This window comes from Rodentibacter rarus, from assembly GCF_001998965.1.
In the GTDB taxonomy this organism is placed as follows: Bacteria; Pseudomonadota; Gammaproteobacteria; order Enterobacterales; family Pasteurellaceae; genus Rodentibacter; species Rodentibacter rarus.
This window is the reverse complement of sequence record NZ_MLHJ01000016.1, coordinates 1-24207: the sequence shown is the minus strand read 5'-3', so window position 1 is coordinate 24207 and position 24207 is coordinate 1. Positions and strand designations below refer to the sequence as shown.

The following is a 24207-nucleotide window of genomic DNA, read 5'->3' as shown; positions in this document are numbered from 1 at the left end:
CATTTGCTACATAATACCCAAATTTTCTAAAAAAAGACCGCACTTTAAGGTGCGGTCGTGTTTGATGAAATTTATACGTTGAAACGGAAGTGCATCACATCGCCGTCTTGTACGATGTAATCTTTCCCTTCTAAACGCCATTTACCGGCCTCTTTAGCGCCATTTTCCCCTTTGAATTGGATAAAATCTTCATAGGCGATGACTTCGGCACGGATAAAGCCTTTCTCGAAATCTGTGTGGATCACAGCCGCCGCTTTCGGTGCGGTTGCCCCCACGGAAACTGTCCAAGCACGCACTTCTTTTACTCCGGCGGTGAAATAGGTTTGAAGATTTAACAACGCATAACCGGCACGAATGACACGGTTTAAACCCGGTTCTTCAATGCCTAAATCTTGTAAAAATTCTGTTTTTTCTTCATCTTCTAATTCTGCAATCTCTGCTTCAATGGCGGCACAAACCGGCACAACGACCGAGCCTTCTTTTTCGGCAAACTCACGAACTTTGTCAAGATACGGATTGTTTTCAAAACCGTCTTCATTCACATTGGCGATATACATGGTCGGTTTTAAGGTGAGGAAGTTATAGCTTTTAATTGCATGAAGCTCTTCTTTATCGAGAGGAACTGAACGAATCATTCCCGCTTCAGAAAGCACAGGAAGGATTTTCTCCATGACAGAAAGTTCAAATTTTGCTTCTTTATCGCCCCCTTTCGCCCGTTTTTGTAAACGTTGAATAGCTCGCTCGCAACTATCCAAATCGGCAAGGGCAAGTTCCGTATTGATGGTTTCAATGTCGTTTAACGGATCGATTTTTCCGGCGACGTGAACAATATCGTCATTTTCAAAACAGCGAACAACATGGCCTATGGCATCGGTTTCACGAATATTGGCTAAGAATTTATTGCCTAAACCTTCGCCTTTACTGGCACCTGCTACTAATCCTGCGATATCTACAAATTCCATTGTGGTGGGGAGAACACGTTCTGGTTTAACAATCTCCGCAAGGGCATCAAGACGAGGGTCAGGCATAGGCACAACACCGGTGTTGGGTTCGATTGTACAAAATGGATAATTTGCCGCTTCGATACCGGCTTTGGTGAGTGCGTTAAAAAGAGTGGATTTGCCCACATTCGGCAAACCAACGATACCACATTTGAATCCCATAATTTTTCCTTATTCAGTCAAAAAAGTTGCGAAAATGACCGCACTTTTAAATTTTAAAACTATTTAAACGGTTGGTGGCTTTCACTATGCCGTCTTTAAAAATCATTTCCACGCAATCGGTGGCTTCACCAAGGGCTTTTTCAAGGGCTTGGCGATCAGTTGGGGACGGTTTGTTGAGGACATAACCGGCAACCAAATCACGATGTCCCGGGTGACCGATCCCGAGGCGTAAACGATAGAAATTATTGTTATTTCCCAATTTCGCCACAATGTCTTTCAAACCGTTATGCCCACCGTGTCCACCACCCAGTTTGAGCTTTGCACTCCCCGGTGGTAAATCTAATTCATCGTGAATCACCAATATTTCTTCCGGTTGAATACGATAAAACCCGCTCAACGCCACCACCGCTTTACCGCTTAAATTCATAAAGGTGGTAGGCACAAGCAAACGGACTTCTTTTCCGTTTACCAACGTGCGGGCAGTGTTTCCGAAGAATTTGCTTTCAGGATTAAGTCTGGTGTTAAAACGATGTGCTAAACGTTTTATTAACCATTCTCCGGCATTATGGCGTGTTTCGGCATATTTATCCCCGGGATTGCCAAGGCCGACAATGAGTTTAATTTCAGACATATTGCGTATGATTAAAAGCCTAATGATAAAAATAGTGGCGTATTGTAGCGAAATGCAGGTAAATTCTCAATCTATAACGCTAACACCAGCATACCTGCCAAAATCACTACGCCCAGTTTGCCTAAAATGGCGGTAAGCTCTGCGAAAAATGCCGACCCCACAGCAAAAAATACCCAGTTCATTTTATTCCCTGATTTATCGTTAAAATTAACCGCACTTTTCCGCTATAATAGCCCAAAATTTTAAGATGAAGAAATCCATGATGAGCCAGATTAATATTGAAATCGCCTATGCTTTGCCGGAACGCTATTATTTAAAATCCTTTCAAGTGGAAGAGGGCACAATGGTGCAAAGTGCCATTTTGCAATCCGGTATTTTGCAACAATTTACCGACATTGACTTGCGTGAAAATAAAGTCGGCATTTTCAGTCGTCCGGCAAAATTAACCGATCTCTTAAAAGAGGGCGATCGCATTGAAATTTATCGTCCTTTACTGGCCGATCCAAAAGAAATCCGCCGTAAACGTGCCGCTGAACAAGCTGCTCAAGCCAATAAAGAAAAAGGAGTTCAAAAATGACCGCACTTTCCCAGACTGATTTTTGCTTACCTGAAAACATCACCCCTGAAATTTTCTTGCGAGATTATTGGCAGAAAAAGCCGTTGATTATCCGCAACGGGTTGCCTGAAATTGTCGGGCAGTTTGAACCGCAAGATATTATTGAGTTGGCGAAAAATGAAGACGCCACCGCACGTTTGGTGAAAACCTTTTCCGATGATGATTGGAAAGTGTTTTTTAGCCCGCTAACGGAAAAAGATTTTAAAAATCTCCCGCAGAAATGGTCGGTGCTGGTGCAAAATTTGGAACAGTGGTCGCCACAATTGGGGCAGCTTTGGAACAAATTTGGCTTTATTCCCCAATGGCAACGGGACGATATTATGGTGTCTTATGCGCCAAAAGGTGGTTCGGTAGGTAAACATTATGATGAATATGATGTGTTTTTAGTACAAGGTTATGGCAGCCGCCGTTGGCAGTTGGGGAAATGGTGTGATTCCAGCACGGAATTTAAACCGAATCAGCCGATTCGTATTTTTGACGATATGGGCGATTTAGTGATTGATGAAGTGATGAACCCGGGCGATATTCTCTACATTCCAGCACGAATGGCGCATTATGGAGTGGCTGAGGAGGATTGTTTAACCTTTTCTTTTGGCTTGCGTTATCCGAATTTAACGCATCTCATTGAGGGCATCAGTAAAGGTTTTTGCCATCAAGATCCGGATTTGAATTTAAGCGAATTTGATTTGCCGCTTCGCTTAACCCAATCGGTGCAGCGTACCGGCAAACTTGCTGATGAAAATATTCAGATGATGAAACAACAACTCTTAGATAAACTCGCCCATTCTGAAGCCTTTGACAAATTATTCAAACAAGCGGTGGCAAGCGCCGTGAGTACCCGCCGTTATGAGATTTTGGTGCCTGAAGAAATGAGTGATCCGGAAGAGGTTCGTGCGGATTTAGAAGAAGGTGCATTGCTTTGTCAGGATAATAATTGCAAGCTGCTTTATACGAAAAATCCCCTTCGCATTTATGCCAATGGTGAATGGTTAGATGAATTAAATTTCATTGAAACGGAAGTGTTAAAACATTTGGCAGACGGCAAATCTTTAGATTGGGTATTTTTAACCCATTTAACCAACCAAACGGAAGATCCGGAAACGGCGATGACATTATTGTTAGATTCGATTTGTAATTGGCTGGACGATGGCTGGGTGTTAATCCATGACGATGTCTGAGAAGATTTATTCCGTTTCCCAGCTCAATAACGCAGCACGCCAAATGTTGGAAAATCATTTTTCCCAAATTTGGCTGACCGGGGAGATTTCTAATTTTACCCAACCGGTATCGGGGCATTGGTATCTCACCTTAAAAGATGAAAATGCCCAAGTACGTTGCGCAATGTTCCGAATGAAAAATTTGCGTGTGGCGTTTCATCCACAAAATGGTATGCAAGTTTTGGTACGGGCTAATGTGAGTTTGTATGAACCACGAGGCGATTATCAGCTGATTATTGAATCTATGCACCCGTCAGGGGAAGGGCTGCTACAGCAACAGTTTGATGCGCTGAAAATGAAGCTGGCGGCAGAAGGGCTCTTTGCTCAAAATCTCAAGAAAAATTTACCGCACTTTAGCAAAGCCGTGGGGGTGATTACCTCATCAACTGGGGCGGCACTGCAAGATATTCTGCATATTTTGGCACGCCGTGACCCGAGTTTGAAAGTGGTGATTTATCCAACGGCAGTGCAGGGCAAAGAGGCAGCGGCTGAGATTGTGCAGATGATCGAACTGGCTAATGCACGGCAAGAAGTGGATGTGCTGATTGTAGGCCGTGGTGGTGGTTCGTTAGAAGATCTATGGTGTTTTAACGAAGAAGCCGTTGCTCGAGCTATTTTTTGCTCTCAGCTGCCGATTATCAGTGCCGTGGGGCATGAAACGGATGTTACCATTGCGGATTTTGTTGCGGATCTCCGTGCACCTACGCCCTCTGCTGCGGCAGAATTAGTCAGCCGAAATCAAGAAGAGCTAATACAGCAACTTCGCCACCAACAACAGCGTTTGGATATGGCATTTGACCGCTTATTTGGTGAAAAAAGCCAAAGATTAAAACAGCTGATGTTGCGTTTGCAAAATCAGCATCCACAAAATCAATTACACCTTCAACAAACGAAAAATGAACAACTTGCCCAACGTTTGCGCTTTGCCATGCAACGTCAGTTTGAAAAAACACAGCAAAAACTGACCGCACTTTCTCTTCGTTTGGCACAAAACCCTTTACCTTATCGACTTCAACGTCATCGACAACACTTCGTGCAATTACAAGGGCGATTACATTTCAGCACCAACCGCCATCTGACGGAATGCCAAAATCGGCTGGCGATATTATGTGGGAAATTAGACGGATTAAGCCCTTTAAAAGTGCTGGGTCGTGGCTATTCCATTGCTCAAAATATCCAAGGGAAACCAATCACGAGTGTGAAGGATGTAGAGAGGGAAGAATTCATCACCACAAAAATGGCTGATGGAAATATTATTAGTCGGGTTGTAGATATTAAAGCTAATGCTCATCACAAAATTTTGTGAAGTCGTTAAAAAATACGGTATGACGAGAAGATCGAATTAGGCAAAAAATGGGGTTCATTTAGAATGATTGAATGCCACCATTTTTAGATAAGCCGCCTTCACGTATTTCGTAATGATTTAATTGCTCACCCCATCATCTCATTGCTTTGTGAGTTGAAAATATTTGCGTGTCGGTGGCTGATGTTTTGTTGAAGATAGCATTCGGATACTTGCTATTTGAAAAGTGAGTTGTATTTAATCATAAAAAATCTGCACCTTAGTCAGTTGGTGTTTAATCCAATTTTTGGGGTGCGGATCATTTCTGAAGCTATTTTATTTCACTAAACCACCACTCGCTTGGAGATCAGCGTGATAAGAAGAGCGAACGAATGGCCCGCAAGCAGCGTGTTCAAAGCCCATGGCATTAGCCTTTTCACGGAATTCATCAAATTCCTCAGGCGGCACATAACGTGCAACGGGCAGGTGATGGCGGCTTGGCTGTAAATATTGTCCTAAAGTCAGCATCGTCACCCCGTTATCACGTAGATCTTGCATCACCGCTAAAATTTCTTCATTGGTTTCACCCAGTCCCACCATCAAACCGGATTTGGTTGGAATATGTGGGAACATTTCCTTAAATTCACGCAGAAGTTTAAGTGACCACGCATAATCGGCTCCCGGACGAATTTCTTTATACAAACGAGGCACATTTTCTAAATTATGGTTAAAGACATCAGGTGGATTGTCTTTTAATTTTTCCAATGCTTGGGAAATGCGACCTCGGAAATCAGGCACTAAAATTTCAATTTTAATTCCCGGATTTAATGCCCGAACTTCTTTTACACATTCGGCGAAATGCCCTGCACCACGATCGGCTAAATCGTCCCGATCCACTGAGGTGATTACCACATATTTTAGCTTCATATCTTGGATGGTTTCAGCCAGTTTACGAGGTTCTTCCGGATCAGGAGGCAAAGGTTTTCCGTGAGCCACATCGCAGAAAGGGCAACGACGGGTACAAATTGCCCCCAAAATCATAAAGGTGGCTGTACCGTGGTTAAAACATTCGTGTAAATTAGGGCAAGAGGCCTCTTCACAGACAGAATGTAAGCCGTGGCGACGCATTCCATTTTTGATACGATCAATTTTGGCAGAACTGGCCGGTAGCTTGATTTTCATCCACTCCGGTTTTTTTAGTAATTCTTGGTTTGGATCGATATTTTTAACGGGAATAATGGAGGTTTTGGCTGCATCACGATATTTGACGCCCCGTTCCATTTTAAATGGCGTTGACATGATTTATTTCCTAAAGAAAAATGCCTAGAAGAGGCATTCTTTCTTGTCGATGTTAAATTTTCGTTGCATTATAGCCCAAAAGCTCGGCAAAGTGTTTAATTAATTTGGGCGAGACCTTTTCTAAGGTTGCTTCTTTTTTCTCGATAAAATCAGCGAGTTGACACATTTCCAAACCGGCGTAGCCACAAGGATTAATGTAATGGAAGGGGGTTAAATCCATATTGATATTAAAAGCTAATCCGTGGAAGGAACAGCCTTTACGAATACGCAATCCTAATGAGCAAATTTTTTTTCCATCAATATAGACACCGGGCGCATCGGCTTTGGGGTAACCCTCAATGCCGTAATCAGCAAGGGTTTTTACCACCGATTGTTCAAGTGCGGTCACTAATTGACGTACATTTAAGTTTTGTTGGCGGCGAATATCAATTAACACATACATCACCTGCTGACCGGGGCCATGATAAGTAATTTGCCCACCCCGATCCGATTGCACAACGGGGATTGCGCTACTTTGTAGCAAGTGTTCGGGTTTACCGGCTTGGCCTTGGGTAAACACCGGGGGGTGTTCAACCAACCAGATTTCATCAAGGGTGGCGGTTTGACGATTATCTGTAAAATCCTGCATTTTATGCCAAATTTCTTGATAATCTTGTAAGCCTAATTGACGTACGATAAGTTGACGTTCGGTCATACTAAATCACCATTTTAACGCCTTCAACTTTAGCGAGTTCCTTATAGAGGGTTTCCACCTGCTCGAAATTTTGGGCAATCACATCAATGGAAACCGAATTATAAGTGCCTTTGCTACTGCGTTTTTCTTTGGGAATATAATCCCCCGGGAGATATTTTTGCACAACGGCAATTAAGTCCTGTGCTAAATTTTCACGATTAATGCCTGCTACTTTAAAGGTCATCGGTGCAGGAAATTCCATTAATTCTTTCAGTTTTTCGTAATCTTGTTCTGTTGCCATAATTATGCTCTATTTTGAGTGAGATAAAGGGCAGATCCTAAATCTGCCCCGTTTGAGATCATCTGTACCCTCATAAAATGGGGAAGTGCGGTTAAATTTCAAGGTGTTTTAGAAAAGGCTTTTTACGGTGAGGACTAACCAATCCCACGCATTGCCAAAAAATCCGCCTTCTTTGACTTCTTGCATTGCCTGTAAATTCACTACCGCCACATCTTTGCCGTCAAGTTGATAAATCACTTTCCCCACCACTTGACCTTTTGCCAATGGCGCTTGTAAGTATTTGTTATCCAATTCATAACGGGCTTTTAATTCCGCTTTTTTGCCTTTTGGTACGGTAATGAAACTGTCTTGTAATACACCGAGTTTTACACTGCCTTCATCGCCATAGTAAACCGGTTGTTCGGATACCTCTTTATTGGCTTCAAGGGTTTTTAATGTTTCAAAGTTGGCAAAGCCCCATTGCAATAATTTCTTACTTTCTACTTCACGACCTTTATACGTTGGCACGCCCATCACCACGGAAATTAAACGCATATTGCTTGGATTGGTTGCCGATGCCACAAGATTATAGCCTGCCTGACTGGTATGACCGGTTTTCATCCCGTCCACATTCATAGTTTTATCCCACAATAAACCATTACGATTAGGTTGTTTGATTTTATTGAAGGTGAACTCTTTTTCGGCATAAATTTTATATTCTTCCGGTGTATCACGAATAATATGCGCACCGATGATCGCCATATCTCGAGCAGAAGAATACTGGTTTGGATCATCTAAACCATGGGGGGTTGTGAAGTTGGTATTTTTTAAACCAAATTGTTGGACGTATTGATTCATCGTATCCACAAAGTTTAATACCGTGCCTGAGGTATGCTCAGCTAATGCCACACTGGCATCATTACCGGAAACAATAATCACCCCTTTATTGAGATCTTGCACTGAAACCTGTTGATTGAGGTTTAAGAACATTTTTGAGGAATCCGGGAAATTGCGTCCCCAGGCACTTTCCCCAATGGTCACCATATCGGTATTGTGAATTTTCCCTTGTCTTAAGGCTTGTCCCACCACATAGCTTGTCATCATTTTAGTTAATGAGGCGGGATATTGGCGTTGATCCGGATTTAATGCCGCAAGCACGGCACCAGAGTAATAATCCATCAAAATATAGGTTTGCGCATTCACTTGTGGTGGCGTGATGCCATATTGCATCTCTTCTTGGGCGATAGCTGCGGAAGAGGCAGCAAGCATACCTGAAAGAAGAACGGTTTTCGTGAGTTTAGCACTTTGCTTTAACATAGTATTTCCTTAATCAAATCTTAATTTTTATGGGTATAAACGATGAGCGGGTTTTCACCGGCAATTTTTTGTAATTTGGCTTTTAACTGTGTGGTACGTTGTTTATCTTCCAAAGGACCGAAATGGATTTCATATTTGCCATTACGATGGTTGATTTCTGCATTAATATTATCCAGTGCGAGGCGTGTAATGATGTTATTCGCTTGTTTTTCACTAGGAAAATTGAGCATTTTTAAGGTGTACTGCTCTTTAACTGCTTTGGGAGCATTTGGACGGTCTTTTTTTTCATTTTTTTCTATGTTGACAAGGCGCTCGGAAGCAACCTTTGTTTTCGCATATTTAGCAAGGGTTTTCGTTCCTGCACCTGAAATATTACCATTCGGTGCAATATGGAGTACCTCCACTTTGACTTTTCCAGTGCCTCGTGCAATCAAGCCAATTTCTTTCGCTGCCACATAAGATAGATCAATGATTCGATCATAGCTAAAGGGACCACGATCATTAATGCGGACAATGGTTTTACGGTTATTACGTAAATTAGTGACAACGGCATAAGAATTTATTGGTAGAGTTTTATGTGCCGCAGTATAGAGATTTGAATTATAAATTTCACCACTGGAGGTTCGGCGACCATGAAATTTTCGATGGTAATAACTTGCTACTCCTACCTTGGAATATTCTTTTGCCGCTGTGTGGCTTTGTGTTGTATAGGTTTTTCCTCTTACCGTATAGCTTTTAGGCGAATTATGTGGAGTCGTTCGACTCAGGTTTGCGCCTTTTATGCCATATAATTTATCCGTATCATTTTTTGCCTGCACAGGCGAGATTCCCATTGATAGGGTTAAAAAAAGTGCGGTCAATTTTACCGGTGTTTTGAATGTCATAAAGTTAATTTTCCATCAAGTTATGTTTTGTATAAGAACCTTAAAAACATCAATTAGTTCCCGTTGATAAATTTTGTGCGATGTGTATGGATGGACATCACCAAGCCGAAACTTGCCATAATCGCCACATAAGAGGTACCTCCATAGCTAAATAAAGGTAATGGCACACCGACTACGGGTAAAATCCCGCTTACCATACCAATATTAACGAATAAATACACGAAAAAAATTAGCGTAGTTGCCCCCGCTAAAATTCGTCCAAAAGAGGTTTGGGCATTGATAGCAATCATCAACCCACGAACAATAATGAACAGATAAATCGCAATTAAAATACCAAAGCCGACCATACCATGTTCTTCACTCATCACGGCAAAGATAAAATCGGTGTGGGGTTCCGGCAAGAACTCCAATTGGGATTGCGTTCCTTGCATCCAACCTTTCCCCCAGATCCCCCCTGAGCCAATAGCAATTTTAGATTGCAGAATATGATAGCCTGCGCCCAGTGGATCTTTTTCCGGGTCTAGTAAGGTTAATACTCGGGTGCGTTGATAATCATGCATTAAATAAAGCCACATAATGGGGATAAATCCTGCTAATCCTACTACGGCGGCAAGAATGAGCCACCAACTCATCCCAGCGAGGAAAACCACGAATAAACCTGAAGCACTAACGAGAATTGAAGTGCCGAGATCCGGTTGGATCGCGACCAATAATGTGGGGATGAGAATCATCGCAATGGCAATAAAGGTTTCGCTTAATTTAGGAGGAAGGGGGCGATTACCCAGATAAACCGCTACCATTAATGGCACGGCAAGTTTTACAATTTCCGAAGGTTGGAAACGAACGAAGCCGAGATCCAACCAACGTTGTGCGCCTTTACTGGTTGTCCCTATGGCATCCACTAAGACGAGTAATACAAATCCTATTAGATAAAGGTAAGGGGCAATGCGCTGATAAAACTTCGGGGGTAATTGTGCCATCACAAGTAGCACGATAAAACCGAGACAAACTTGGATAATTCGGTTTCGGAACATGGTTTCACTTGCACCGGAGGCACTATAAAGCACAAGCATCCCATAGCCTGTGATGGCGATAAGCCCGAGTAATAGCCAAAAGTCTAGGTGTAACGACTTCCACAAACGAAGCCAAAGTGGTGTTTTTTCTTCCATTATTCAATTTGTCCGTTTTCCGGTGATGATTCTTGCGATGTTTTTGGGCTTTTATCCGCTGTGGTTTTCCAGACAATTTCCGGCAAGCGTGTATTAAGATAATAATCCATAATTTGACGCACAACAGGGGCGGCATTGCTTGAACCTCCGCCGGCATTTTCCAAGATAATCGCCACCACCATTTGTGGATTTTCATAAGGCGCATAGGCGGTAAACCAAGCGTGATCGTGTAATTCTTTTTTCAACCCCGCAGCATTGTATTTTTGGTTTTCTTTTAAGCTAAACACCTGTGCTGTACCGGATTTACCCGCAACGTGATAGTGGGTTCCCGCAAAGGCTTTTCGACCTGTCCCGGCAGCGGAATTTACGACATTAAACATTCCCCGTTTTGCCGCATCCCAATAGGCCTGCTTCGGTTCGGTAATATCTTCGTAAAGTAGGGGATCACGATAAGGTTCAATAGTTGCCCCTTCAATGGATTTCATCAAATGAGGGGTATTCACTTTCCCGTTATTGACTAAAATGGCGGTGGCTTTGGCAACTTGGAGTGGTGTGGCCGTCCAATAACCTTGACCTATCCCAACCGAAATGGTATCCCCTTGTACCCATTGGCGTTTATAGCGTTTTTGTTTCCATTCTTTGGTGGGCATATTGGCGGAAACTTCTTCATTAATTTCTATCCCTGTTGGCACACCAAAACCGAAACGTTTCATCCAAGAAGATAAGCGGTCGATCCCAAGGTTATAAGCCACTTGATAGAAATAGGTATCGGAAGATTCGGTAATGGCTTTGTTTAAATCCGTATAACCGTGTCCGGATTTTTTCCAATCACGGAAACGTTTTGTGGTATTTGGCAAGATCCAATAGCCGGGGTCAAAGATAGTGGTATTTTGATTGACGATATTTTCTGTTTGTGCCGCCACGGCAATAAAGGGTTTTACGGTGGAGGCAGGAGGGTACACTCCTTGGGTTGCACGGCTATAAAGCGGACGGGCGGGATCTTCTAATAAACGCTTATAATCTGCACTAGAAATGCCATCTACAAATAAATTATTGTCATAACTTGGAGTGGAAACCATAGCTAATACACTGCTGTCTTTAGGATCTAACACCACCACAGCGCCTTTTTGTCCGCTCAGTAAATCGGTGATGTAACGTTGAAGCGCAAGATCGATGGTTAAGTGAATACTTTTTCCGGCAATTGCTGGTTGTTCCCGTAATTTACGCACCACCTTCCCCCGATTGTTAATTTCCACTTCCTCAAAACCGGTTGTGCCGTGTAATTGATCTTCGTAATAGCGTTCAATCCCCAGTTTTCCCATATCGTGAGAACCGGCGTAATTGGTGAATTTTTCCTCTTTTTTCAGCCGCTCAACATCTTTATCGTTAATTTTTCCCACATAGCCGAGAATATGGGTCATCACATCACCATAGAGGTAATTACGTTTAAAATAAGGGCGAACCTCAAGGCTTGGAAATTGGTATTGATTGACGGCAAAACGGGCAATTTGTTCTTCCGTTAAATTCGGTTTGAGCATGATTGAAGTGTAACGGGTGCCACGGCGGCGCTCTTTTTTGAAATTTTCAATATCCTCGTCCGTGAGCCCCACAATATAACGGAGTTCATCAAAAGTGCGGTCTAAATTTTCTGTTTTTTCAGGCACGATATATAGCCCAAAGAAGGTCAGATTTTCGGCTAAAAGCTCACCATAACGATCATAAATCAGCCCACGGGTGGGCGGAACCGGTAAAAGTTTGATACGGTTACCATTAGAGCGGGTTTGATAGGTATCAAAATTCACGACTTGAAGATGATAGATGTTGGCAAATAACACGGCGGTGAGGGCAAGAATGCCAATAAATGCCACTAACGTTCGGCGTGCAAAAAGATTTCGTTCCGCTTTTTTATCACGAATCGGCTCATGGGGTGGGGCAATGAAGAACTTTTTTAAATTCATCTAAAATTGACCGCGTTTTATTCTCGATGATAGGGATGATTTGTTGTCAGCGACCACGCACGATATAAACTTTCTGCCACGACCACACGCACCAACGGGTGAGGGAGGGTTAAAGGCGAAAGTGACCAACTTTGTTCTGCTGCCGCTTTACATTCCGGTGAAAGCCCTTCCGGCCCGCCAATGAGCAAGCACAGATCACGTCCATCATTTTTCCAGGCTTCTAATTGCTCGGCAAGCTCCGGCGTTGTCCAAGGTTTGCCGGGAATATCAAGGGTGATGATTTTGCTTTTACCGCAAGCATTTAACATTGCCTTGCCCTCTTGTTCCAAAATCCGCTTCATATCCGCATTTTTGCCTCGCTTTCCGGCCGGAATTTCAATCAGCTCGAAAGGCATATCTTTAGGGAAACGGCGTTGATATTCCTCAAATCCTGTGGTGACCCAGGCAGGCATTTTGGTTCCGACAGCAATTAATGTGATTTTCACAACGTTTCCTTCTATAAAATGAGGGATAAATTTAACGGTATTTATGACCGCACTTTATGCCCAAAGTTTCTCTAATTGATAAAGCTCTCGGGCATCCCGTTGCATAATATGAACAAGGGTTTGACCTAAATCGACCACAATCCAATCTGCGGTATTCTTCCCTTCTTCCCCGAAGGTTTCGATGCCGGCTTTCTTGCATTCAGCGATTAAATTGTCTGCCATCGCCGCCACTTGACGGCTTGATGTGCCGGTACAGATCACCATATTTTCAGTGATAGAGGACTTCCCCCGCACATCAAAATGTACGATATCACTGCCTTTTAGCCCCTCTAGGGTGTCTATGATAAATTTAACTAATGACATTGTTTTTCCTTAGCCATAAAAACGCTGAATTCTATCATTGAATCAAAGCAAGGACTAGGTGAGGGAAAGAAAAAGTCAGATAAAATATAAAAAGAGACTCGCACTTTGTTTTAAAATCCGTAAGATCTTTTCTATGAAAATAGAGGTATTCGAATAATCTAACAATGACATATAAAAATAATCAATCCGTTTTGGTGGTGGTTTATTGTAAACATTCCAAGCGGGTGTTAATGCTGCAACGCTGTGATGATCCTGATTTCTGGCAATCGGTTACCGGTTCAATGGAAGAGGGCGAAACCCCAAGGGAGACGGCAAAACGTGAACTGAGGGAGGAAGTGGGATTAAAAATTTCGGAAAATTCGACCGCACTTTTTGATTGTCATCAATGTGTAGAATTTGAAATTTTTCCCCATTTCCGCTATAAATACGCACCGAATGTGACCCACTGTCGTGAACATTGGTTTTTATGTGCAGTGGAAAAAGAATTTGTGCCGCAGTTAACGGAACATTTGGCGTTTAAATGGGTTTCTATCGCTGAGGCGATAGCAATGACGAAATCGCCGAATAATGCGGCGGCAATAAAGCAGTATCTCAATTTATTGAAAGATTAAAATATAGAAGGAAATCAAATGGCAGGTCATAGTAAGTGGGCTAATATTAAACACCGTAAAGCGGCACAAGATGCACAACGTGGTAAAATTTTTACTAAGCTAATTCGTGAATTAGTGACAGCAGCAAAATTAGGCGGGGGCGATGTGAGTGCGAACCCTCGTTTACGGGCTGCGGTGGATAAAGCACTGAGTAATAATATGACGCGTGATACGATTAATCGTGCGATTGATCGGGGTATCGGTGGTGGCGATGACACCAATATGGAAACCAAAGTTTACGAAGGGTACGGCCCGGGTGGCACGGCGGTAATGGTAGAATGTTTAAGTGATAATGCCAACCGCACCATTTCTCAGGTTCGCCCGAGCTTTACCAAATGTGGCGGTAACTTAGGCACAGAAGGCTCCGTAGGCTATTTGTTCAGCAAAAAAGGCTTAATTTTAATTAATGAAGCCGATGAAGATGCTTTAACCGAAGCGGCAATCGATGCCGGTGCAGAGGACATTCAGCCGCAAGATGACGGTTCGTTTGAAATCTACACGGCTTGGGAAGAATTAGGTAACGTGCGTGATAACATTGAAAAAGCCGGTTTTAAAATTCAAGAAGCGGAAGTCACTATGATCCCTTCTACAACGGTTGCCCTTGATCTGGAAACCGCACCGAAACTGCTTCGTTTAATTGAGATGTTAGAAGATTGTGATGATGTGCAAAACGTCTATCACAATGGTGAAATTAGCGACGAAGTTGCCGCACAACTTTAATCTAAATGGGTAGAAAGACTACCCATTTTTTTATGGAAAGTAATGAGTATTATTTTAGGTATTGACCCCGGTTCTCGAGTGACAGGTTATGGGGTGATTCGCCAAACCGGTCGCCATTTGGAATACCTCGGTAGTGGGGTGATTCGCACGCAAGTGGAGGATCTTCCCACCCGTTTAAAACGTATTTATGCCGGCGTTACGGAAATTATCACGCAATTTCAGCCGGATATGTTTGCAATCGAACAGGTTTTTATGGCGAAAAATGCCGATTCAGCCTTAAAACTGGGGCAAGCTCGGGGGACGGCCATTGTTGCTGCCGTCAATTATGATTTACCGGTGTTTGAGTATGCTGCACGTTTGGTAAAACAAACCGTGGTGGGGATCGGTTCTGCGGACAAAATACAGGTTCAAGATATGGTGATGCGTATTTTGAAATTATCCGATAAACCTCAAGCAGATTCTGCCGATGCTTTAGCTATTGCCATTACACACGCCCACTCAATACAGCATTCATTGCATATTGCTGGTTCTGTTAAGATAACCGAAACACAGGAAAAAATGACCGCACTTTTAAAGACCCGATATAGTCGGGGTCGCTTTCGATTAAAAATTTAACTGGATATTCGTCCAGTTTTATTTTATGCTATGGGGCAAATTTTGTGCCTTATGGATAAACTATGATTGGTCGCTTACAAGGGGTTTTGTTAGAAAAACAACCACCCGAAATTTTACTTGATGTTCAAGGCGTGGGCTATGAATTGCTTTTGCCGATGACAAGTTTCTATAATTTGCCGGAAATCGGACAAGAAACCACCTTATTTACCCATCTTGTTGTGCGTGAAGATGCGCATTTGCTTTTTGGTTTTGCGCAAAAAACTGACCGCACTTTATTCCGTGAACTGATCAAAACCAATGGAGTCGGGCCCAAACTGGCGTTAGCAATCCTTTCAGCAATGTCGGTGGAGCAATTTGTTTATGCCATTGAATGGGAAGAGCTTTCTAAACTGACGAAAATTCCGGGAGTAGGGAAGAAAACCGCAGAACGTTTACTAGTGGAATTAAAAGGGAAATTCAAAGGGATGAAACAAAGTGATTTCTTTGTAGAAAGTTCGCATATCCCAACGGAATCTGCCCCATTATCTGTACAAGAAAACGCCATTGATGAAGCGGTTGCGGCATTGATTGCCCTCGGATATAAACCAACCGATGCAGAGAAAATGGTGAAACGTGTTGGAAAAGCGGAATTAACCAGCGAACAACTTATTCGAGAAGCCCTAAAAGCCGCATTATAATTAGAGTTGAATGATGATTGAAACCGATAGAATTATTAGCGGTCAGGCTAAATTTGATGAAGAAGTGCTTGATCGTGCTATTCGCCCTAAATTATTGGCGGACTATGTAGGGCAGCCTCAAGTACGGGAACAGATGGATATTTTCATCAAAGCCGCTAAATTGCGTCAAGATGCGTTGGATCACCTCTTGATTTTTGGTCCACCCGGGTTAGGAAAAACGACCTTGGCAAATATTGTTGCCAATGAAATGGGGGTGAATATTCGGACGACTTCCGGCCCTGTACTGGAAAAAGCAGGGGATTTAGCCGCAATGTTAACAAACCTTGAACCTTATGATGTTTTATTTATTGATGAAATTCATCGCCTTTCTCCTGCTATTGAAGAAGTGCTTTATCCGGCAATGGAAGATTATCAGTTGGATATTATGATTGGTGAAGGGCCGGCAGCCCGTTCGATTAAATTGGATCTTCCGCCCTTTACTTTGGTGGGCGCAACTACTCGAGCAGGTTCTTTAACTTCCCCTTTGCGTGATCGTTTTGGCATTGTGCAACGTTTAGAATTTTATTCTGTTGAAGATTTAACCGCCATTGTGGCACGAAGTGCGGGGTGCTTAAACCTTGAGTTAGAAAAAGCCGCCGCTTTTGAAATTGCCCGCCGTTCCCGTGGCACCCCGCGTATTGCCAATCGCCTTTTACGCCGGGTGCGTGATTATGCCGACGTGCGCAATGGCGGTGTGGTTTCTGTGGATATTGCCAAACAAGCGCTTTTAATGTTGGATGTGGATGATGCAGGGTTTGATTATTTAGACCGAAAATTACTTTCCGCCGTGATTGAGCGTTTCGATGGTGGGCCCGTTGGCTTGGATAATTTGGCGGCCGCCATTGGTGAAGAGCGCGATACCATTGAAGATGTGTTAGAACCCTATCTCATTCAACAGGGTTTTTTACAACGTACACCTCGTGGGCGAATCGCCACCTCACAAACCTATCGTCATTTTGGATTACAAAAATTAACGGATTAGTTGCAAAAAAAAAAAGCTTATTGGGATAGCCAATAAGCTTTTTCAATTTGAGGTTAAAATTAGTTACTACTCTTCAGAATAGTTTTTCATATTATTAAATCTTGCTAAACCAATATTGCAACTTTTTAACTGGGTTGCGAATTCCATTTCAAGGATCTGTTTTTTGCTTTGATTGAGTTTATTTTTAATCTTGCTCACTTGCGTGTGGGTGCCCGGTTGTTTTTCTGCTTGGGCAATTAAATTCTCTGTTTCTTTAAATAATTGTACACATTGTTCTGGTAATGCTTCATTCGTTTTCAGGGGGGTTGAAAAGACAGAAAACGACACCGTTGAAAAAAGTGCGGCTAAAATGATAGAAATTTTTTTCATTGTAAAATCCTTTAGGGAAACGTCTCCAAAGCTGCCCGAAAATAGCAAAATATCTTATAAATGTCTAGCTATAAAGAAGGACTTTTTGTAAATTTGTGAAGTAGATATCAAATATTTATCAGACTGTGCCGGTGGGGTATTTGGGCAATAATAAAAGTATCGAATAACGCGTGAACGTTGTAAAGGAGCGTTATATTTGAAATAAAAAAGTGCGGTTAAAATTTAAGATAAATATTTAACCGCACTTTGAGAAAATATTTCAACCGATTATTCAGCTTTTGTTTCCGTTTCTTCTGCGACTTCTGCCGCTTGCACATTATGGTGGTTATTATTGTGGTGAGAAACAGAACGGACCGGCACTACAGTAGAAATGGCATGCTTATATACCATTTGGTTAACCGTATTTTTTAATAGAATCACAAATTGATCAAATGATTCAATTTGACCTTGTAATTTAATCCCATTGACGAGATAAATTGACACAGGAATACGCTCGCGACGTAATGCATTTAAATAAGGATCTTGTAAAGATTGTCCTTTTGCCATTTTGCTATCCTTTCGTTGTTGTTATTATGAAAAAGTGTTGATAGAAACGAGTTGTCTCCGCGCACAAATATAACAATAAATGCCAAATTTGTCTATTTGCTTTCTCGTAACTTTTTTAGTATTACTTTCATTTTTTCATCAAGAGGGGCATTTAAACGCAATGTTTCATTGGTTTTTGGATGATCGAAACGAATAGAGAAAGCGTGCAAAAATAAACGATTTAGCCCCAGCATTCGCATTTTTTCGTCAAAATCTTTGTCACCATATTTATCATCTAACGCAATAGGGTGTCCCACATATTGGGTATGCACACGGATTTGATGAGTTCGCCCAGTAACGGGGGAAGCTTTTACCAATGTCGCGTTCGGATAACGTTCTTCAATCGTAAAACGGGTTTCGGAAGGTTTGCCCTGTTCATTGACACGTACAATACGCTCGCCACCGGACAGTTCATTTTTAAGTAATGGTGCTTTCACGATTTTTACGTGGGATTGCCATTGTCCTCGTACCAACGCCAAATAATCTTTTTGTACCGTTTTTAGGCGAAGTTGTTCATGCAGATTTCGAAGTGCGGAGCGTTTTTTGGCAATCAGTAAAATACCGGAAGTATCCCTATCCAAACGATGTACTAATTCTAAAAAACGCGCCTCAGAACGTAATGCACGTAGGGCTTCAATCACACCGAAATTTAATCCGCTACCGCCATGTACCGCAATGCCGGAGGGTTTATTGAGCACGATTAAACAGTCATCTTCAAACAAAATTTGGTGTTCAAGATCAGCCACTTTATTTAAATTTTTGGAGATAGGGATATGATTTTTTTCCGTGGTTCGCACCGGTGGAACACGTACTACATCACCCATTTGTAATTTATACTCCGGTTTAACTCGCCCTTTATTTACTCGTACTTCACCTTTGCGAACAATGCGGTAAATCAAACTTTTTGGTACGCCCTTGAGTTTTGCCAATAAATAATTATCAATGCGTTGACCGGATTCATCTTCACTAATGGTAAGCATTTTTACGGAGGCATTGATGATATTTTCTTTTTGTTCTGTCATTTTTTCACCTTTTGAAAATCGGTGCGGATCATATCATAAAAGCGTTTTGAGGGTAATTCTCACCTTGCTAATTTATCGGTTTCTATGGATAATAGGGCGTCTTCTTATGCGTAAAATTTAGCATAAGAAATGACAACTTTAGTTGGTGGAAACTCAATGCAGCATTTGGCATAAGACATTGATAATCAACATTTTTCTCTAAATAAATGTGCCGCTTGCAATGCGTGGGAAATATCGCATTGTTTTATAAAACAAACCTTTCATTGTTTCATAACGTTATCAATGCACCCAGCAACATACAATCGTGAGATTGACTGGCGCGAGAAACACGAGGTCGATAGCGAAGCAAAGTGCGGTTTATTTTGAGGTTGTTTTTACTATATTAAAAAAAGAGAATTGACAATGAAAAGAATGTTAATTAATGCAACGCAAAAAGAAGAGTTGCGTGTGGCGCTTGTCGATGGGCAACGCCTTTTTGATTTGGATATTGAAAGTCCGGGTCATGAACAAAAAAAAGCGAATATTTACAAGGGAAAAATCACTCGTGTGGAGCCTAGCCTTGAGGCAGCATTCGTGGACTATGGTGCAGAGCGCCACGGTTTTTTACCGTTAAAAGAAATTGCCCGAGAATATTTTCCTGCGGATTATGTTTTTCAAGGTCGTCCGAATATTCGTGATATTTTGAGCGAAGGCCAAGAAATTATTGTTCAAGTAAACAAGGAAGAGCGTGGTAATAAAGGTGCGGCGCTCACAACATTTGTTTCTCTTGCCGGGAGCTATCTGGTGATTATGCCAAATAATCCACGTGCAGGGGGGATCTCTCGTCGAATTGAAGGGGATGAACGCACTGAATTAAAAGAAGCATTAAGTTCTTTAGATGTTCCGGAAGATGTGGGGTTAATTGTTCGCACTGCCGGGGTGGGTAAATCACCGGAGGAATTGCAGTGGGACTTAAAAGTCTTGTTACACCACTGGGAAGCGATAAAACAAGCCTCACAAAGTCGCCCGGCTCCTTTCTTAATTCATCAAGAAAGTGATGTGATCGTTCGTGCGATTCGTGATTATTTACGCCGAGATATTGGTGAAATTTTAATTGATAGTCCGAAAATTTTTGAAAAGGCAAAAGCGCATATCAAACTGGTTCGCCCTGACTTTATTAATCGAGTGAAACTTTATCAAGGTGAGGTGCCGCTTTTTAGCCATTATCAGATTGAGTCTCAAATTGAGTCTGCATTTCAACGTGAAGTGCGTTTACCGTCCGGCGGATCTATTGTCATTGATGTGACAGAAGCGTTAACGGCGATAGATATTAACTCTGCCCGCTCAACTCGTGGTGGCGATATTGAAGAAACCGCCCTTAATACAAATCTTGAAGCGGCGGATGAAATTGCAAGACAACTACGTTTGCGAGATTTAGGGGGATTGGTTGTCATTGACTTTATTGATATGACCCCTGTTCGCCACCAACGAGAAGTAGAAAATCGTATTCGTGATGCCGTACGTCAAGACCGTGCGCGTATTCAAATTAGCCGAATTTCCCGTTTCGGTTTATTGGAAATGTCTCGTCAGCGTTTAAGTCCGTCACTGGGTGAATCCTCTCACCATATTTGCCCTCGTTGTCAGGGGACGGGCAAAGTGCGTGATAATGAATCCCTTTCCCTATCTATTTTACGTTTAATTGAAGAAGAAGCATTAAAAGAGAACACCAAACAAGTTCATACTATTGTACCGGTACAAATTGCTTCTTATCTTTTAAATGAAAAACGTAAAGCGATCAGTAACATTGAAAAACGCCACGATGTTGATGTGATTGTGGTACCAAATGAAACTATGGAAACACCTCACTTTAGTGTATTCCGGGTGCGTGATGGTGAAGAGGTCAACGAACTCAGCTACAATTTAGCGAAGCGCCATTGTTTGCAAGATGAAACAGGAGAAGATACGTCTACTTCTCGACACGTTGAAACAATAGTGATGCAGGAACAAGCAGCGGTGGAAAGTGCTGCGGTATCGCTTTCTATTTCGGAAGCCGCACCAACACCGTTAGAGCGTAAATCGAAAGAGTCATCATTATTTGCAAAAATTATGGCTAAAATTAAACGCTTGTTTGTTTCGGAGCCTGTAGAGGAAGAAAAAAATAAAAACAAAAGTAACCGCACTCGTCATCATAGAAATCAACGGCGCTCGCAAGAACATCGTAATGTGACACGTCGTGCTAAAGTGGAAAGTAATGATTCGTCAAAACCTGAAGAGGATAATGTTCGCTTAACCCGAGAGCGTAATCAACGTCGTTCTCATCGTAATCATATTGTCGATGAAAGTCCCGTTGAAAGTGCGGTTAATTTATCCCCTGTTTTGGAGAATAAACCGGAAGAGAAGGTAGAGCAAAACGCCCCACGTCGCCCGCGTCGTGATTTAAATAAACGAGTGCGCATTGATGATAATCAAGAGCGTGTTGAAACTGTTCAAACCGTCGAAGAAAAACAACCTCGTCAAGAGCGTCAGCGTCGTATGCCACGTCATTTGCGTGTAGCCAATAATCAACGTCGTCGCCGTTACGAAACTAAATCACCAATGCCATTGTTTGCGGCTGTTGTTTCACCTGAGTTGGCAAGTGGTAAAGTATGGGTGGATTATTCAACGGTAAATGTACCTAGCTCTAAAGAAAACCAATTCTTATCTGTGGATGAATTACTTGAGCAAGAGAAAACCAAAAAAGGATTTATTACACCGGCTACCGGTATTGTGATTGAAAATAATCCGGTGGAAATAAAACCGGCTTTGGATTTCATTACTCAACCCGCAAATGAATCGGTACAGAAAAAAGTACAGGAATCATTAGAACGCCTTCAAGCTGAGGAAAAAGCCCAGAATGAAGAACGTTCAGCAGTGTGGAGGCAGCCTGAAACTGAAATAGAAAATAGCGTGGAATTTGTCCGCTCTTATACATTTGATGGTCGCTTGGGAACAGTCTCTTCAGTTGCTCATACAAAAGCGGAAATGACACCTGCAAAAGCGAGTGAGGAAATGGGCAAGCCTTTTCCGGTTGTTGAATGGATTGAATCCCGTTATTACTTCTACGGTAAAGGTTCTGCGGGGCATCACAGTGCGATAAGCCATGTCTATTCCGAGCCGACTCGAGCGAAGATTGAGTAAAAAAATAAAATTGGCATAGTGGTGTGCCAATTTTTTCATCTGAAATTGAGGTAAAATTAATCATTCGATAAAATGTTATTGTTTTATTCTTGACGAGCTTAAACAAAAAACGTATTATTCACCTCGCTTAAATCACGGAGGAATGGTCGAGTGGTTGAAGGCACCGGTCTTGAAAACCGGCGAGGGTTTACGCCCTCCGTGAGTTCGAATCTCACTTCCTCCGCCATCAAATCTTTAGAAAGTCGTAAGTTATTCCTTGAAAATCAGTAGCTTACGATTTTTTTATTTTCTTTCATATCCTCCTGTTCGTCGTTCTCTGCCACTCTATTTTGATTGATAAAAAATGAGTTTGACGTAAGTTTGACGTGATTTGTATATTCCAGCAAATGGTCGGCATTCAGGTGAGCATACTTCTGCACCATCTCAATCGTTTCCCAACCACCCAATTCTTTCAGAACCATTAAAGGTGTACCGCTTTGAACATGCCAACTTGCCCAAGTATGCCTCAAGTCATGAAATCGGAAATCTTGAATGTTGGCCTTTTCGGTAGCTCGATAAAAAGATTCACGATCTATTTCAGAAATGAGTTTACCTTTGCCCCGGTGAAAGAGGTATTGTGAAACCCGAATTTTTTCCCGTCTGCGAAGCAAAGCAATCGCTTCTTTTCCAAGTGGTAACGGTCTTGCATGACCGGATTTCGCAATATCACTACTCACAACGGCTATGCGCTGATCGAAGTTGATTTTGTCCCACGTCATGGTAAGAATTTCGGTCATTCTTGCACCGGTCAATAGCGCAAATAACGTCACATCTTTTAACCATTCAAGTGTCATGCAGTTTAATAATCGCTCCGCTTCCTCCTTCGTGATCCATCGGATACGCTTTTTAGGCTCTGCATTTTTCGTTACATGCGGAATTGAATCCACCCAGCCGGCTTGTTTTGCTAAATTTAGCGCACGCATGATTGACGTTCGGTATCGATTCTGCGTTGCTGGTGATAACTTTCTGCCACTTTTGGTAATGTGAGTTGGCAAATTATTGTAAATATCATCACTTGTTAAAGAGCTAATTAATCTATGACCTATTACCTCTCGCCAATACATCGCATGACGAATTTTAGAATCAAGATCTTTTTGATTTTCTGCTTCCTCAAGAAAGCGGGTTAAAGCTTGCTCTACGGTTTTTTCAGGCCTTTTATTTAGTTTTTCAACCTGCCAAGCCTCGTGCTTAAGTTTATCGTGGAGCTGTTGAGCTAATTTCTTTTCAGTCGTTTGACTACTGCATCGAATTCGCTCGCCGCTCGGCGTGGTAAAATCGATTTGCCATACGCCGAATTTGTTTTTTCTGATCGACATTTTTTCTTCTCCGAATCGCCGACCTGCACACATAGACGGCGTATATTATTTTCTTTTCTACGATTTTTGACAAGATCCGAGGGATAAACCCGCCAAACTCGAGATCCTTCCATTCTAAAAAATCCCCATTCAAGGAGGTGTTTTCGTATGGAGCTTTCGCTAATATTGAGCACTTTTGCCACCTCCTGAATGGTGAGCGTTTGTTCCATATTTCCTCCCTCACTTCAAAATATCCGGCACTTCAACAACGTTTAGCTGTTCTGGTTTCTTGTCTTTGTTTTTAAGATAATATAATGGTGTTTTCCATTGTTCGAAGATTTCACCCGTGAGCGTGTTTCCGTGCGTGATGATGGCAGTCGCTCCGAGAAGTGAAAGCTGGATGTAGCACATCATAACGGACTTCCGATCTAGATCGTTTGCCGTCACAAAAATGTCGTTGTTTGGATTCATTCCACGGTTAATCAATGATTTGATTGTGCCAATAAGGAGTGCGCCACTGCCGCAAGATGGATCGTGGATACAATAAATCCCTTCTTGCTTTTCCATTTCAATACTTGCTTTTGCCATCAGCTCACTTATGCACAACGGCGTAAAGCATTGCCCTCGTTGTTTATTTGCAATATTTAGATTCATATAAATTTGCCCTAGAATGTCTTGTGGCTCTTCTTCTAAATATTCAACCAAATGAAATGCCATATTT

General features: G+C 42.2%; 25 protein-coding genes, 1 tRNA gene and 1 pseudogene. 10 read left to right on the top strand and 17 right to left on the bottom strand.

Features of this window, described 5'->3' with window-relative positions; translation table 11 throughout:
* Positions 1-71 precede the first annotated feature (71 nt).
* The 3 genes and pseudogenes from ychF to BKK50_RS12225 all read right to left on the bottom strand — a co-directional run.
* Positions 72-1163 (bottom strand): redox-regulated ATPase YchF, encoded by a 1092-nt coding sequence (gene ychF / locus BKK50_RS02640; RefSeq protein ID WP_018356072.1) that lies wholly within the window; start codon positions 1161-1163, stop codon positions 72-74.
* A gap of 46 nt (positions 1164-1209) precedes the next feature.
* The gene (pth, locus tag BKK50_RS02635; protein ID WP_077415049.1) at positions 1210-1794 is read right to left on the bottom strand and encodes an aminoacyl-tRNA hydrolase; all 585 of its coding nucleotides are present in this window, start codon (positions 1792-1794) and stop codon (positions 1210-1212) included.
* Between the two features lie 107 nt (positions 1795-1901).
* A pseudogene (locus BKK50_RS12225) lies at positions 1902-1976 on the bottom strand (EamA family transporter); the annotation flags it as partial.
* Positions 1977-2056: 80 nt separating this feature from the next.
* Here BKK50_RS12225 and BKK50_RS02630 point away from each other — a divergent pair.
* The 3 genes from BKK50_RS02630 to xseA are packed head-to-tail and all read left to right on the top strand — an operon-like array spanning position 2057 to position 4933.
* The gene (locus BKK50_RS02630; protein WP_077415047.1) at positions 2057-2371 is read left to right on the top strand and encodes an RnfH family protein; all 315 of its coding nucleotides are present in this window, start codon (positions 2057-2059) and stop codon (positions 2369-2371) included.
* Complete coding sequence (locus tag BKK50_RS02625) at positions 2368-3588, top strand: ribosomal protein uL16 3-hydroxylase (RefSeq protein ID WP_077415045.1); 1221 nt, start codon at positions 2368-2370, stop codon at positions 3586-3588. The genes BKK50_RS02630 and BKK50_RS02625 overlap by 4 nt, the downstream gene beginning before the upstream one ends.
* Positions 3581-4933: an exodeoxyribonuclease VII large subunit gene (xseA, locus tag BKK50_RS02620; protein ID WP_077415055.1), complete on the top strand. Its 1353-nt coding sequence runs from the start codon at positions 3581-3583 to the stop codon at positions 4931-4933. Before BKK50_RS02625 ends, xseA begins: the two co-directional genes overlap by 8 nt.
* A gap of 312 nt (positions 4934-5245) precedes the next feature.
* Here the strand turns inward: xseA and lipA are convergent, their stop codons facing one another.
* The 9 genes from lipA to rsfS all read right to left on the bottom strand — a co-directional run bounded on the left by lipA (position 5246) and on the right by rsfS (position 13337).
* Complete coding sequence (gene lipA / locus BKK50_RS02615) at positions 5246-6208, bottom strand: lipoyl synthase (RefSeq protein ID WP_077415043.1); 963 nt, start codon at positions 6206-6208, stop codon at positions 5246-5248.
* A 52-nt stretch (positions 6209-6260) separates the two neighbouring features.
* Positions 6261-6902, bottom strand: a complete 642-nt coding sequence (gene lipB, locus BKK50_RS02610; protein ID WP_077415041.1) for a lipoyl(octanoyl) transferase LipB — start codon at positions 6900-6902, stop codon at positions 6261-6263.
* Between the two features lies 1 nt (position 6903).
* A complete protein-coding gene (ybeD, locus tag BKK50_RS02605; protein WP_077415039.1) occupies positions 6904-7182 on the bottom strand; it encodes a DUF493 family protein YbeD in 279 nt (92 codons plus the stop codon).
* A 108-nt stretch (positions 7183-7290) separates the two neighbouring features.
* Entirely contained in the window at positions 7291-8478 is a 1188-nt protein-coding gene (locus tag BKK50_RS02600; RefSeq protein ID WP_077415037.1) for a serine hydrolase, read from the bottom strand.
* A 20-nt stretch (positions 8479-8498) separates the two neighbouring features.
* Positions 8499-9362, bottom strand: a complete 864-nt coding sequence (locus BKK50_RS02595) for a septal ring lytic transglycosylase RlpA family protein (protein WP_077415035.1) — start codon at positions 9360-9362, stop codon at positions 8499-8501.
* Positions 9363-9415: 53 nt separating this feature from the next.
* Positions 9416-10531 carry a rod shape-determining protein RodA gene (gene rodA / locus BKK50_RS02590; protein ID WP_077415033.1) on the bottom strand — a complete coding sequence of 372 codons (1116 nt, stop codon included), beginning with the start codon at positions 10529-10531 and terminating at the stop codon, positions 9416-9418.
* On the bottom strand, positions 10531-12489 hold the full coding sequence (gene mrdA, locus BKK50_RS02585; RefSeq protein ID WP_077415031.1) for a penicillin-binding protein 2: 1959 nt from the start codon (positions 12487-12489) through the stop codon (positions 10531-10533). Before mrdA ends, rodA begins: the two co-directional genes overlap by 1 nt.
* 17 nt (positions 12490-12506) lie before the next feature.
* Positions 12507-12974, bottom strand: a complete 468-nt coding sequence (gene rlmH, locus BKK50_RS02580; RefSeq protein ID WP_077415029.1) for a 23S rRNA (pseudouridine(1915)-N(3))-methyltransferase RlmH — start codon at positions 12972-12974, stop codon at positions 12507-12509.
* 54 nt (positions 12975-13028) lie between these two features.
* Entirely contained in the window at positions 13029-13337 is a 309-nt protein-coding gene (gene rsfS / locus BKK50_RS02575) for a ribosome silencing factor (protein WP_077415027.1), read from the bottom strand.
* A gap of 164 nt (positions 13338-13501) precedes the next feature.
* On the opposite strand from rsfS, the gene nudB reads away from it, so the two are divergent.
* From nudB to ruvB, 5 genes are all read left to right on the top strand, one after another.
* Positions 13502-13948 (top strand): dihydroneopterin triphosphate diphosphatase, encoded by a 447-nt coding sequence (nudB, locus tag BKK50_RS02570; RefSeq protein WP_077415025.1) that lies wholly within the window; start codon positions 13502-13504, stop codon positions 13946-13948.
* Positions 13949-13966: 18 nt separating this feature from the next.
* Positions 13967-14707 carry a YebC/PmpR family DNA-binding transcriptional regulator gene (locus BKK50_RS02565; RefSeq protein WP_077415023.1) on the top strand — a complete coding sequence of 247 codons (741 nt, stop codon included), beginning with the start codon at positions 13967-13969 and terminating at the stop codon, positions 14705-14707.
* A gap of 42 nt (positions 14708-14749) precedes the next feature.
* On the top strand, positions 14750-15322 hold the full coding sequence (ruvC, locus tag BKK50_RS02560; protein ID WP_077415021.1) for a crossover junction endodeoxyribonuclease RuvC: 573 nt from the start codon (positions 14750-14752) through the stop codon (positions 15320-15322).
* A 62-nt stretch (positions 15323-15384) separates the two neighbouring features.
* Positions 15385-15999 (top strand): Holliday junction branch migration protein RuvA, encoded by a 615-nt coding sequence (gene ruvA / locus BKK50_RS02555; RefSeq protein ID WP_077415019.1) that lies wholly within the window; start codon positions 15385-15387, stop codon positions 15997-15999.
* A 13-nt stretch (positions 16000-16012) separates the two neighbouring features.
* Positions 16013-17020, top strand: a complete 1008-nt coding sequence (gene ruvB, locus BKK50_RS02550; protein ID WP_077415053.1) for a Holliday junction branch migration DNA helicase RuvB — start codon at positions 16013-16015, stop codon at positions 17018-17020.
* A 66-nt stretch (positions 17021-17086) separates the two neighbouring features.
* On the opposite strand, the gene BKK50_RS02545 is transcribed toward ruvB, so the two are convergent.
* The 3 genes from BKK50_RS02545 to rluC all read right to left on the bottom strand — a co-directional run bounded on the left by BKK50_RS02545 (position 17087) and on the right by rluC (position 18996).
* Complete coding sequence (locus BKK50_RS02545; RefSeq protein WP_077415017.1) at positions 17087-17389, bottom strand: DUF5339 domain-containing protein; 303 nt, start codon at positions 17387-17389, stop codon at positions 17087-17089.
* Between the two features lie 267 nt (positions 17390-17656).
* Positions 17657-17935 carry an RNA chaperone Hfq gene (hfq, locus tag BKK50_RS02540; protein WP_077415015.1) on the bottom strand — a complete coding sequence of 93 codons (279 nt, stop codon included), beginning with the start codon at positions 17933-17935 and terminating at the stop codon, positions 17657-17659.
* A gap of 92 nt (positions 17936-18027) precedes the next feature.
* A complete protein-coding gene (gene rluC, locus BKK50_RS02535) occupies positions 18028-18996 on the bottom strand; it encodes a 23S rRNA pseudouridine(955/2504/2580) synthase RluC (RefSeq protein ID WP_077415013.1) in 969 nt (322 codons plus the stop codon).
* Positions 18997-19398: 402 nt separating this feature from the next.
* Between rluC and rne the strand changes: the two genes are divergently transcribed.
* Both rne and BKK50_RS02525 read left to right on the top strand, forming a co-directional pair.
* The gene (gene rne, locus BKK50_RS02530; RefSeq protein ID WP_077415011.1) at positions 19399-22152 is read left to right on the top strand and encodes a ribonuclease E; all 2754 of its coding nucleotides are present in this window, start codon (positions 19399-19401) and stop codon (positions 22150-22152) included.
* Positions 22153-22288: 136 nt separating this feature from the next.
* Positions 22289-22378, top strand: a tRNA-Ser gene (locus BKK50_RS02525).
* Positions 22379-22415: 37 nt separating this feature from the next.
* Here BKK50_RS02525 and BKK50_RS02520 read toward each other — a convergent pair.
* On the bottom strand, positions 22416-23507 hold the full coding sequence (locus BKK50_RS02520; protein WP_077415009.1) for a tyrosine-type recombinase/integrase: 1092 nt from the start codon (positions 23505-23507) through the stop codon (positions 22416-22418).
* 219 nt (positions 23508-23726) lie between these two features.
* Positions 23727-24207, bottom strand: a 481-nt coding sequence (locus BKK50_RS02510; RefSeq protein ID WP_077415007.1) for an N-6 DNA methylase, incomplete at its 5' end; no start/stop codon positions are given.